This is a genomic window from Bacillus cereus group sp. MYBK195-1, assembly GCF_051916605.1.
Classification (GTDB): Bacteria; Bacillota; Bacilli; order Bacillales; family Bacillaceae_G; genus Bacillus_A; species Bacillus_A cereus.
The window spans coordinates 43,268-56,229 of record NZ_JBQAGZ010000004.1 but is presented as its reverse complement, the minus strand read 5'-3'; the positions used below and the strand labels follow the sequence as shown (position 1 = coordinate 56,229).

Below are 12,962 nucleotides of genomic sequence, written 5' to 3'. Positions count from 1 at the left end.
TTAATTTATATATGAGTATAAAATGCTTTATATGACCTTAATTCTTTATTTATATAAGTTTCTTATATTTCCAACTCCTTTCATTTTTTAATATTTGCTTAACCATCATTAATACAACTACTTCATACCATCAAACCTATTAATTTAGCTGCATAACTGTAACCATTATAGTTACACCTATAACAAATAGTCAATCTAATTTTTTATGCAATTTCGCATTTTAAATAATATATACTCCTAATTGTTGTAAGAGAAGTTAAACTTCTATCATTTTAAGTAATTGCATATATGTAATATAAAGCATGTAAAGGAGGTCAAAACGTGGTAATCTCAAGGCAAGATTCCTGGACTAACGATAACGATTTACTTCTCGCATCAACAGTACTCCAGAATATTCGTAACGGTGGAACACAGTTAGCTGCATTCAAAGAAGTAGCAAAACTATTAAATAGAACACCTGCAGCTTGTGGATTTCGCTGGAATTCATACGTGAGAAAACAATACCAAGAGGAAATACAACAAGCAAAACAAAATCGAGAAGCGGGAAATAATATTTCTCCCTCTCAACAAAAAAAAGAAACAAACTCTTTATCTATGACATTAGATGATATTATTCTCTTTCTACAAAATTATAAAAAAACGTATGAATTTACAAACTTACAAAGTCAAATAAAAAATTTAGAGACAGAAAATCAGTCCCTTCTACAGCGTGTAACTATGTACGAAGAAGAGTATCGTATGTTACTTAATCATATTGATAAGACAAGAAGTTTAGTTGAAATTAATTAAATAAAGTAGCAAATTACTTTTATACACTTAAGTTTTAACCTAAAAAACTCACTATATATAAATTAAATTTAAACACTAATAAATAAAGTGCACGTTTAATTATTAGTAAACGTGCACTTTATTTAATTCTTAAAACATAAAATTTAATTTTCAACTCATTAACAATATTAAAATTAAGATGTTTGTTTTATAGGTATTTCTTTACTTTTATTCTCAATAAGTCTATCTAATAGTAAGTAAACAAATCCAGAAATAATACAACCCACACCTAAGATTGTAAATAACATATGTCCTAAAAGCTGATCCAGTAATACACCGCCTAGAAGAGGTCCAAATACATTACCTGTGATCCATTGCAGATTAGCCGCCCCCATATAAGTCCCCCTCAAATGTTCTGGAGCTATATTAGCAACAAATGTCATTTGAACAGGTGACATAATCATTTCCCCTACTGTATAAACTGTATAAGCTATTAATAATGAGCCTAGAATAACTAAATCATTTGCGTCTATTACTTGAAACCACTTTGGTAACCATCCTATTGCTAAAAGGCCCACGCCAAAAAGAATGGCACCATATAGCATTGATTTACCAATTGATTTGTGAGTTAACCACTTTGAAATAGGAAATTGGAAACATACAACCAATAATCCATTTAAAGTCATTAAATATGGAAATGGATTACTATTTCCAAAAATCATTGTATCCTCATTACTAAAATGAAGTGGTAACATACCTTCCGATTGTGAGAATCCCATAAATATAATGATTCCCGTCACTATATAGAATAGAAATATTCTATCTCTTATAACAACTCTTAACGTAAATCTTATTGACTGTTTATGTGTTTCCTCATGTATTATGATATTTTTAGGTTTTGTTTCCTTTAGAAACAATAACATTAATATTGTATAAAACAGCATGGTTCCAGAAGTAATCAAAAATATGACATCTTTTGATACAACCACAACTGCTGCACCAATGATAGGGCCTATCGCAGCTCCTATATTATGAGCCATTCTAAGTAGTCCATATGCCTCAGTTCTTTTTTCGGGTTCTGTTACATCGGTAACCATTGCAGATGCCGCTGGTTCAAAGAAAGAATTACATAGCCCTAAACCAATAGATAGAATGGCATATGCTATAAAACCATCAATAAACAAAAAAACAAGCATTAGTAGCCCATTACTCGCCATAGAGAGCACCATAGTTGGTTTCCGACCATAAGTATCTGCTATATGCCCTCCAATCAATGAACCAATACTTGCTGCAATTGGAGATAAGGCTATAATTATACCTACCTCAAGTAGAGAATCCACTTTGTCCTTCAAATATAATGCAAAAAATGGCATTAACATCATCATTGCAATACCATTTAAAGCTTCCCCAATAAAGCGGATCCAAACATTAAGGTCCATCCCCCTTAATTCTTTCCATGTACTCCTCATATAGTTACCTCGCCTATGCTCAAAGTATATTTTTATTCCAACAAAAGTTTACTATATTATTATTAAAATCTAAATTTAGCCGGTTATGCCGAAACCTCCGAAAAACCTATCTTTTGATAAAGTAATACAAACTTGTCCCTATAATTTCTAGTGCCTCCTGCATACGTTGAGGAGAAATATTTTCTAAAACGGTATCTTGAGGTGTATGGAATACCTTTTCAACATGATAAATTAGGGGATTCCAACTCTCTACATCCATCCAAATAAATAGTGCCGAGGAAATTCCAGCTTCGTTAAATGGTACATGATCACTAGAATCAAACTTTCCAGTTAATACAACCGATTTCCCTAATGCTTTACTAGTAGCTACCGCAGTATTTGTTACTTCATTTTGAGAACCATCTAGTGTCATTGCATATAAGTCCTTAGCCTGTTTGTAACTTGTCGCTATCATATCTGCATTAAAGACCCCTAGAATATGTTTCTTATCTGTTGTAGATAACTGATTAACATAATGGTAAGCACCTAAAGATTCATTTTCTTCCGCTCCAAAGGCTATGAATTGAATTTCTTTATTAGTCTCTATATCTTTAAAATTGTATGCTAACTCTAATAAAAGTCCTACGCCGGAAGCATTGTCATTTGCTCCAGGTGCTCCGATAACACTATCATAATGAGCACTCATTATTGCTACATCATCATTATCTGTCTTGTATTTGGGCTTTTTTTTCGCAATAACATTTAATGAACTCAAATTCATTTCGTGTTTTGCCTTTAAACTAACTATATTTTTATTATGCACTATCTTATCTTTCATTCTAATTCCCTGATTATAAGCAAGCCCAAATACAGGTATTGTTTGTTTCTTTTTTAGAACTGGGTTAAAGGCTTCTCCATAGTTGCCCCTATCCCCAATCGTACTATATAACAATACAGCTTTTGCTCCCTTTTCTGCTGCATACTCAACTTGTTCATTATATTTCTCATACGTATCAGCTTGTTCCAATAATACTATTTTCCCATGAATTGGTTCAGGTGAATTTTTAATATCATCCTCTTTTCCTATAGAAACTACCTTCCCCACGACAGGATCTTTAGGTATAGATGCATTAGATGCTGCTCCAACTTGCCATTCTTTTTCCCCATACATACTAAAAGAGACACTCCCAATATATTGATCTGGTACAGGAAATGCCTGATACTCCACTTCATACCCTAATTTTTTTAATGTATCTCCAATGTATGTAGCTGCTTTATGTTCTTCCTTAGTCCCACTTGGACGTGGACCAATTTTCTCAGACAGAAAACGTATATGTTCAATAGCTCGACTAGCATGAACCTTATCTGCCATGAGAGAACGCTGATCGTTCTTAGTCATAGCATGTACTGGTATTACATCCCCAGATAAATTACTAAAAAGAAAAAGCAACAAAATCCCAAAAGTTACAATAAGTTTCTTTATAAGAGTTAGTTTTTTCATTTGTCCTCCCTATGATTAAAAAAGATTAATAGTAAAACCTTCCCTCCTAACACACTTACTTAGAAGAAAAGGTTCATTAAAATAATCTCTAACTCAAGTTACATGTAAAAAATAAATAAACCGATAGTGCCTTTTATATCTCCAAATAATTCATTTTTGTTTGCATACCAGTAATATTCTTATGAAACCAATTAAGAGTCTCCCATGACCTCTTTCTATTCGTATAATCAGTTTCCTGAACCTCAAATACAATTCCTATGTTTTTATCCAAAGTATTGTTCTTCACTTTTAATAAAGTTTCATGTAATAAACTTTCATTAATAGATCCATTAACCGGATTCTCTCCCTCAAAACAACGTACCTCACTATAAGGAATCGTTAAATGCTTAAAAGAACTAAAATGAAAATGTTTAATATGATCCATTAAGCTTAAATACTTATGAAAATCCTTATATTCAATTTCTTCTTGCCTTAATAATTTAGAAATACCTAAACGTGTAAGATAGGTTATAGACCAATGACATATATCCCATGTTATTCCAACGTTAGATAACTCCAAATTAACCAAATCAGTAAAATCTTCGGGATATATAAATATAGGATCAAAATCATCGCCCAAGTTTCCAATAATGGGTAGGTTTTCAACGCCAATCCATATATCAGTTCCTTTTATTTCTTCATCTAGCATGTTAAAGAACTCTATAATCCTTTTTCTATTATCAAGAAGATTATAGTTTTGAAATTCCGCAACATTCATAAATTGATTAGCATGCACTGTTATACCTGATGCATTATACTTTATAGCAAGGTCAATAAATTCATATAGTTGCTTTTTAATAAATTCATCATTGAGATAGTCTGCATTATCAGTAGGAAAATGCAGCGTTAACAAGGATGGATTAAGGGTTTGAACAAAAGAAAGGACCTCAGAAAACCTTTTTGTATATGAGTTATCAAATAAAGATTTCCCATCAAAAATATTTGCTTCTAATCCATAGCCTTTTTCAACCCATTTTAAGTCAACCTGTTTACTATCTAAACCAAAGAACGGGACCTGTGGTATTAACATATTCTCTTCACCTACCATGTCCCCCTTACTAACATAAATGCCTCAGCCGCTTGGTATCCAGATTTGGCACCCCATACAAATGCGTTATGTCTCATTGCTTCTATAGAGCGTGGATGAGGAAATTCCCTTAACTCAGATTCATAATGTCTCATCGCACTTAATTTCTCCTCCAAATGATCTTCAATATTCACAAAATAATTAGGAAGGAACTTATCTTTTTCATTATAATTCCACTCTGTAGAAGATAAAGTTTCATATGCAAATACCCATTTGATATTAGTATCTGGCAGAGGGCGTGTCGCTGTCATTACTGCTCTGTAAACAACAGTATGATCAATATTTATATCTCCACCATATTGAGTATAAATAATTGTAGGATTTATTTTTTCAATGTGATTTTCAATCTCTTTCACTACATCAAGTAAGGGTAATGTATCAAGACGATTATCAGGGAAATCTAGTCTTGCAAAACTTTTTACACCAAGTGTAGTACATGCCCCCTCTGTTTCTTTATAAGATAAGTTCTTAACCTCTAAATCTAGCTCTTTATATTCTTTAGCTCTAGAAGATTTTCCCTCTGCAAGTATTACAACATGTACATCATCACCTTGTTTCACGTGTTTCGCTATTGTTCCACCAACACCAATTATTTCATCATCCGGATGAGCGGCAAATACAAGTACATTCATAGAATTTTAGACTCCTTTAATTAATTTTTCTGTTTCCTTTGGCCCACAATTTAGTAAAATATCTAAAATAGATAAATGTGGTATAAATTCTCCAAATAATTGCTTGTAGGAATAATCTCTTATTCTTTGGTAGATAATTTCTATATTCTCATTCTCAAAATCATTTTCGTCTAAATAATCTTGCCCTAAACTTCCAGAATAATAAGTACTGGCATTAAATTTCTGACACAACTCTAATACAAAATCACTTTTCTTACCTGTAATTCCTTCTAGGTCTGATACATAATATAGTTCCGTATCAATGTTTAATTCACGGATAATAAAATGAATAAAACTCATGTTCATATCATTTAAATTAAGCCAATCTTCTGAATAAAAACTTTCTAAATAATCCTTATATACATTAAAATAAGGTGCATTAGAATAATTAATTCTTATCGTTTTCCAATGCTTCCGTTCCCAGTCTTGAGTATTGTCTATCTTTAACTTATTAAATGGAATTTCTTTATAATTCTTCATTTGTATTGGAACCGTTAGCCAAGACGCTCCTTGTGAAGTCTTAATACGATTCCTATTTAAAAAACCTTTTTTTTCAAATTGTGCTATATCATGAAATACAAACACATCTGATTTATGAATTTTTTCAAAAAAACCATACCAAGGTAAATAACTTGGTTGGTGGCCACTAATAATCATAGTTTAAATCCTCTCTTTTAAACAAAAACATTTTTTCAAAGCTGCCCCCCAGTATATCTTAGGTCTAGCAATCCCTTTATTATGTGAATATCCTAAATCCGCATACTTTAATTTATTATGAATTGCTAATTCAAACGCATCATTTAGTAGTAAATATGAAGATTGCGAATTTTTCCCTTTGGTATTATTAATATTAATCCAATAATATAAAACCTGTTTATCCATTATAAAAAGGCTGGAACTAATTAGTTCCTCTTCCAAGAATGCCCCTAAGAAAAGAATTTTTTCTTGTAAATTAAGAACTAAATAATAAAAAAACTCTCTACTAAATGAATAACTCGCTCCTATACTGTTATTATGTTCTTGATATAATTGGTAAAACTCATCTAATTCCGCTACAGTTATAGGTCGAATTTCAACATTCTGTTTACGTGCATACCTAACACTTGTCCTAGCTTTCCCAGAACACGATGTCCATAAATCCTCAAACTTATTTGGTAGATCTAACATATAAGTTTCTTTATAATCCCACTTTTCCTTACTATAACTTTGAAAAGGATTTATCGTTATAGGTAATAAAAGCTTTTGAATTTTATTTTCAAACTTCTTATTTATTATGGATTCATAAACTGAAAAATCTAATTTATCTTGGCCAATTATTATTGGGCCTCCATAACCAATTAAACTTCCCAATAGCCTACCATCTTGTACATACATAGGAGATAAAACTACTGTATCTTGTGTTTCTATTAGTACTGGGAAAAATTGAACACCAGGTAATAATTCCATTAACTTTCCCCATTCGAAACTATGAAATACAGAACCATTATATTCTTCCATACAAGCATCCCAGTATTGGGCGTCAGTACATATTTCGATTTCCATATAATCACCTTTTAATTCTTATTCTCTAAATATTTTAGAATTTGACTACATATATACTTAAGGTCCTTGTCTACTAAAGGATATTTAAAAGGTATTGATAATACCCTTGGCCATAAAAAATCTATATTTTCTGACTCGGTTGCGTACTTCGAAAAAATAGGGATTTCACTTAGGGGTAAATAGTTCCAACAAGTTTGTATACCTTTTTCCGCTAAATGTACAGAACACTCATACCTATCAGATGGTTCTTTGAATATAATGGTAAAATAGTTCAAATAAACGTTCTGAGTTGAAAATATAATCTTAACGCCATACTTTTCTTCAATTTCCTGTAGCATTGTATAACACAGACTAGCGTTACATATATTCATTTCTAAAATCTTCTTTGTTTTCTGTAGGTGTTTATCAATTAACAAAGAGCGTACTATAGACATTCTTTTTGGGTTTATAACTTCCGTTTTCTCCGGTAAAGAATCTAATTTACTATTATTATAGGAGGGCAGAATCTCTAATTCCCTCCAATAATTAGTAAATAAACTCAGTACTCTACTCTTTTTTATTCTTATACCTAATTGTGTTTTTAAATGATTCTTATAATCTAAAATCACTTCTTCCTTCTTTTCTTCATCCATGTCACACAATTCACTTATTGTACGATTAAGAAGTAACGCTCCTCCCCCTATACTTGGGATTGGTTTAGTTCCCCCAAAACTTAAAATACCAATGTCGCCTAAACTACCAACTGGCTTTCCATTTTGATAAGAAAACATTGCTTGTGCAGCATCATCAATGATATAAATATTATTTTCTCTAGCCCAGTCAATAATTTCTAAATCGTCATGACATCCATACAAGTGCGTAAGAATAATTGCCTTTGTATTAGCATTCAAATGTTTTTTTATTTTATTAAGAGAAATTGAATGATTAGTATTTAAATCAATTAATACAGGTTTTGCTCCCACCGTTAATATTGCTTCTATCACATTAGGACAATTAAAGTTTGATAGAATCACTTCATCTCCCTTTGCTACTTTTAGGTACTTTAAACCAACTACTAATGCAGATGTACCGCTATTAGTTAATACAATTTCTGCATCCGGATAAAAAGCTTGAAGACTTTTTTTAAGGTTAGAATCAGTAGGTCTATATACACTTTTCAAAAAAAATACATGATCAGATATACTCCAAAGAGAAGAATATATGGGATACTTAATTTTCTTTGGATTCTTAGGATATAGATACTGTGTTTCCATACTTCTCCCCTATTATTATCTCTAGTCCTTTATCTAATGAAATAATTGGTTGATAGTTTAAAAATAATTTAGCTTTCTCTATTGAAGGGATTCTTCTAAAGATTTCAATGCTAGAATTTCTGACTCCCTCTTCACCTAAATCAAGAAATTTAATTTTACTTTTATTGCCCATTAATTCATTAATTTTTATTGCTAGTTCTTCCATAGATATAGGTTTGTTATTGCCAACATTAAAATCTGCAAATTTCTCTCCTTCATATTCAAAGGCTAGTATAGTTCCGTTAACAATATCACTTATATAACTAAAACATCTAATTTGCTGTCCATCTCCATAAATAGTAATATCTTCACCACTATGAGCTTGTTTTAAAAACTTAGAAATTACAAAGTTATCATTTTGTTGTGAACCGTATACATTAAAATAACGTACCACTCTGATTTTCAAACTATCACTAGCATATTCTTTCAAATAATCTTCGGACATTAATTTAGCTTTTCCATAAGCTGATTTTGGCATTTTAATATCATTTTCTTTAAACGGAACACTCACGCCATCCCCATATACCTCTGAACTGGAAGAAAACAATAATTTCTCTATACCATTTTCGCTACAAACCTGTACAATATTTTTCGTACCTTCAAAGTTCACCCTCACTACATCTTCTTCATTTAAACGGCAATTATCAACACCCACTAATGCAGCTAAATGAATTACCCCATTGACATTAATAAGATTTTCTCTTAATGTTGCAATATCTAAAATATCAATTTCCTTAAAAGGAACATCAATACTTGGATTAAATTTATCAAATATAACTACTTCATAACCCCTTGCTAGTAACTCCTTTGTAACATGCTTACCAATAAATCCGCTGCCACCAATAACTCCAATTTTCATAAATATTTACCTCCCTATTTTTAATTGATATAGACTTTTTAAAGACGTTATTATATGTTCAACTTCATTGTCTGTAAGAGCACTATACAGTGGTAATGAAATAATTTGATTAAATATCTCTTCCGTTTTAGGTAAATATACGTTAAATCTCTCTTCATAATACGGGTGCATATGAACAGGAATAAAGTGAACACTAAGCCCAATATTTCTCTTTTTCATTTCTTGAATTACCTGATCTCTACTAACAGGAGAATTAGAATTAATTTTTATAACAAATAAATGCCATGCGTGTTTTACACTTGGATCGTTAGTATAATTAGGTAACGTTATATATTCTTGAACCTCTTTTAATTCCTCTTTGTACCTTTCAGCTATTCTCTTGCGTTTTTCAATCATTTCATCAGCTCTTTTTAACTGACTAATACCCAAACTAGCTTGTAGATCCATCATGTTATATTTAAACCCAGGTAATAGAACATCATAACGCCAGCTTCCTTCTTCACCATAACGATTCCATGCATTTTTCGTGATACCATGCCAACCATATAATCTAGCTTTTTCAGCAATCGATTCATTTTTAGTGACTAACGCTCCGCCTTCACCTGTTGTTATATTTTTTGTTGCATAAAAACTAAAACAAATGACATCTCCATGTGTACCAATTAAAGTATTATCATATTTTGTTCCTAATGCATGCGCTGCATCCTCTATCAAAAACAATCCGTATTCTTTACATAATTTTTGAAGTTCTTTTAATTTAGCCGGGTATCCAGCAAAGTGAACTGCAATAATTGCTTTCGTTTTTTTAGTGATTTTTCTTTTAACATCTTGAAGATCAAGACATAAATCCTCTTCATCTATGTCTACAAATACAGGTTTTGCACCTACATGCATAATAACGTTTACACTTGAACAAAAAGTAAAACTTGGAACTATTACTTCGTCTTCTAATCCAACTCCCAGAGACAGTAATGCTAAATGTAATGCGGCAGTCCCTGAATTACAACTTACTACATGTTCAGTATTCAGATATTCTTTTAAATTCTCTTCAAACTCTATTACTTTTGGCCCCTTTGAAAGCCATCCAGATTTAAGGGCAGAAACTACCCTATCTATATCTTCATCATTGATTTCTGGTCGATAAAAAGGAATAAACTCTACCATGTAATCACCTACAAACTTATAATATTTTTTTTATATACTGATTCATCTTTAAATATGTTTCTTGTGTCTAAAATTAAACAATTTACCTCATTAAGCAATTTAAAATTAATGCAATCATGATCTGTATGAACAATAATTAAAGTGTATTTGTCTAATTGACTTATGTTTAAATCTATAGATTTTTTCAATGTGTTATCGCCCACAATGAGTTCCTCTATAAACGGATCGTAATAATCCACGTTATAGTCTTCTATCATTAAATCATTCATAATATCCAAAGCTGGCGATTCCCTAGCATCATTAACATTCTTTTTATATGCAACACCAACCATAAGAATATTCTTACCATCTTTATCATCTAGTAACTGTAGTGCTCTATTAAGAACATACTTAGGCATGTTTTCATTAATTTCTCTTGCCACATCAATCATTTTTGTTGCTAAATCCTTATTATTTGCAATCCACTTAAAATAAATAGGATCAATCGGAATACAGTGTCCTCCTACGCCAGGACCAGGATAGAATTTTTGAAATCCAAATGGCTTAGTTCCTGAGGCATCAATTACTTCCCAGATATTTATGTTTAACTCATTACAAATTTGTGTCATTTCATTAATAAAAGCGATATTTATAAAACGATACGTATTTTCTAATAACTTAGCTGTCTCTGCTACTTCTGGACTGCTTACCTTATGAATATCCTTAATTAAATTACTATAGAAGGCTGCTGCACAATCGGTACAATTAGATGTAACTCCACCTACGATTTTTATAATATCTTGAATTGAAAACGATTGATTTGCAGGATCGATTCGCTCTGGAGAGTATGCTACAAATATATCTACACCAATTTTAAAATTAGTTTTCTGTTCTAATTTGTATAAAACTTCTTCTCTTGTAGTACCTGGATAAGTAGTACTTTCTAAGATAATTAATGTACCTTTTTTAATGTATTTAACTATTTCATCAACTGCTGAATGAATATATGTTAAATCTGGTTGTTTACTAGTTCTTTCTAATGGTGTAGGAACACATATAACTACAACATCACATTCGTTTATATCATTCATTTCTGTACTAACAAAAAATCTATTTGTATGTAAAGCATCTTGGATTTCAGGATCTTGAATATCACTGATATAACTTATTCCACGTTCTAGTTTTCTTATTTTTGCTGAGTTTTTATCAAAACCTCTTACCGCATAACCTACTTCTAAACATTTAAGAGCCGATGGTAGTCCAACATAACCTAGGCCTACATATCCAATACACGCATTTTTATTTGCAATTTTTTCAACTAATAAACTTTTAGTTTCATTATTTAATACTGTGACCATTACTTATCACTTCCCCAAAAGATTTGATATTAAAATGCTTACTAGCAAATAATAACTGTGCGTTCTAAAATCCCATGGATGCATATAAAATATTGAATTAGCAACAAACTACATTTTTGGCACTATCAATCCTCCTAATTTAATAAACATCTAAATTTGTAGAAATTCATGCGAAATATCAAGGTGTAATTTATATCTATAATATTCACACTTTATTTTTTGGGATTCAATTGATATTTTTCTATTTTTTTACTTTCTCAATATATAATAATATTTATAATTCAGAAAATTCCCTTTTAAAAAACCTAAATATTTTTATATCATTAAAACAATATAATAGTTGTTATATCTACATTTAGTACGATTTTCATCCTTGAATAAAGAAAAAAATACGCTTATAATTATCCAATAAATCCCATTGTTTAGTGATTTAAATGAACATTTAATCATAACTAAAATAGATGAGTTTCATATTTTTTACTTTTTATTAAAATTAATGGAAAAAGATCTATCTGAATTATAAAAAACAATTTGAAATATATTCAAATTGTTGACATAACAGATGAATTTATTAACACTTGTTGATTTTGTAATAATTCTCAAATACATAAACTCCTTAATGCTACCCACAAATCATAATGACGCTTTACATCAAAAAAAATCGCAACCCTCTACATTTAATGGGGGGATGCGATTTTTATGTACAAATAATTTTTATAAATTTTGCGTTAACCTAATCATATCCATACATTGAATACCATTTTCATATATTTCTTCATTATAATTTCGTAAGAAAAAGTCCTTATCCACACTGGTTATTCTAAAACCACATTTTTGATAAAGGCCTAGTTGCATTAAACTAGAATTTCCTGTGCCTATTTCTATAGTTTTATATTCTTCTTTTTTAGCATAGTCTATAGCAAATCTAAGTAGGTATTTCCCATATCCTTTTCCTTGCTCTTTTTCGGAAACTGCTATATTTATAATCTCAATTGTTTCAGTTCGGGTAGGAATTAAAATCATAATACCTACAGTAACAGCACCTTTTTTTAAAACAAAACAATCTCCCTTTTCAAGATATCCATTAACTACTTCTGTTGATGGATCAGCTAGCAATAATAACTCCATTTCTTCCATGTTAATACTTGTACTTTTTTCTATACTAATTCCATCCCCATTATTTAATTCCATTTCTAACATCCTCCCAATTAATATTTTCAATTAATATCTTAAATGAATTCCTTCTTATAAGAC

At 30.7% G+C, this 12,962-nt stretch carries 12 protein-coding genes; 1 reads left to right on the top strand and 11 read right to left on the bottom strand.

What is annotated here, in order from left to right; all coding sequences use genetic code 11:
- The first annotated feature begins 321 nt into the window (after positions 1 to 321).
- On the top strand, positions 322 to 789 hold the full coding sequence (locus ACTFRY_RS18805) for an RsfA family transcriptional regulator (RefSeq protein ID WP_071732407.1): 468 nt from the start codon (positions 322 to 324) through the stop codon (positions 787 to 789).
- Between the two features lie 173 nt (positions 790 to 962).
- Here ACTFRY_RS18805 and ACTFRY_RS18800 read toward each other — a convergent pair whose 3' ends face one another.
- The 11 genes from ACTFRY_RS18800 to ACTFRY_RS18750 form a co-directional block, all read right to left on the bottom strand.
- Positions 963 to 2,237, bottom strand: coding sequence for an MDR family MFS transporter (locus tag ACTFRY_RS18800; protein ID WP_071732406.1), 1,275 nt, complete (start codon positions 2,235 to 2,237; stop codon positions 963 to 965).
- Between the two features lie 106 nt (positions 2,238 to 2,343).
- On the bottom strand, positions 2,344 to 3,717 hold the full coding sequence (locus ACTFRY_RS18795; protein ID WP_071732405.1) for a M28 family peptidase: 1,374 nt from the start codon (positions 3,715 to 3,717) through the stop codon (positions 2,344 to 2,346).
- 133 nt (positions 3,718 to 3,850) lie between these two features.
- Positions 3,851 to 4,786 (bottom strand): TIM barrel protein, encoded by a 936-nt coding sequence (locus ACTFRY_RS18790; RefSeq protein WP_071732416.1) that lies wholly within the window; start codon positions 4,784 to 4,786, stop codon positions 3,851 to 3,853.
- An 11-nt stretch (positions 4,787 to 4,797) separates the two neighbouring features.
- Positions 4,798 to 5,475 (bottom strand): PIG-L deacetylase family protein, encoded by a 678-nt coding sequence (locus tag ACTFRY_RS18785; protein ID WP_058839308.1) that lies wholly within the window; start codon positions 5,473 to 5,475, stop codon positions 4,798 to 4,800.
- Between the two features lie 6 nt (positions 5,476 to 5,481).
- Positions 5,482 to 6,171 carry a WbqC family protein gene (locus tag ACTFRY_RS18780; protein WP_098617245.1) on the bottom strand — a complete coding sequence of 230 codons (690 nt, stop codon included), beginning with the start codon at positions 6,169 to 6,171 and terminating at the stop codon, positions 5,482 to 5,484.
- Positions 6,172 to 6,174: 3 nt separating this feature from the next.
- The gene (locus ACTFRY_RS18775; RefSeq protein ID WP_098617244.1) at positions 6,175 to 7,056 is read right to left on the bottom strand and encodes a GNAT family N-acetyltransferase; all 882 of its coding nucleotides are present in this window, start codon (positions 7,054 to 7,056) and stop codon (positions 6,175 to 6,177) included.
- A gap of 11 nt (positions 7,057 to 7,067) precedes the next feature.
- Positions 7,068 to 8,309, bottom strand: a complete 1,242-nt coding sequence (locus tag ACTFRY_RS18770; protein ID WP_071732401.1) for an aminotransferase class V-fold PLP-dependent enzyme — start codon at positions 8,307 to 8,309, stop codon at positions 7,068 to 7,070.
- A complete protein-coding gene (locus ACTFRY_RS18765; RefSeq protein ID WP_071732400.1) occupies positions 8,284 to 9,207 on the bottom strand; it encodes an NAD-dependent epimerase/dehydratase family protein in 924 nt (307 codons plus the stop codon). The genes ACTFRY_RS18770 and ACTFRY_RS18765 overlap by 26 nt, the downstream gene beginning before the upstream one ends.
- A gap of 6 nt (positions 9,208 to 9,213) precedes the next feature.
- Positions 9,214 to 10,371 carry a DegT/DnrJ/EryC1/StrS family aminotransferase gene (locus ACTFRY_RS18760; protein ID WP_098617243.1) on the bottom strand — a complete coding sequence of 386 codons (1,158 nt, stop codon included), beginning with the start codon at positions 10,369 to 10,371 and terminating at the stop codon, positions 9,214 to 9,216.
- A gap of 8 nt (positions 10,372 to 10,379) precedes the next feature.
- On the bottom strand, positions 10,380 to 11,708 hold the full coding sequence (locus ACTFRY_RS18755) for a nucleotide sugar dehydrogenase (RefSeq protein WP_098617242.1): 1,329 nt from the start codon (positions 11,706 to 11,708) through the stop codon (positions 10,380 to 10,382).
- Between the two features lie 714 nt (positions 11,709 to 12,422).
- Positions 12,423 to 12,899, bottom strand: coding sequence for a GNAT family N-acetyltransferase (locus tag ACTFRY_RS18750; protein ID WP_080489398.1), 477 nt, complete (start codon positions 12,897 to 12,899; stop codon positions 12,423 to 12,425).
- Positions 12,900 to 12,962: the final 63 nt, after the last annotated feature.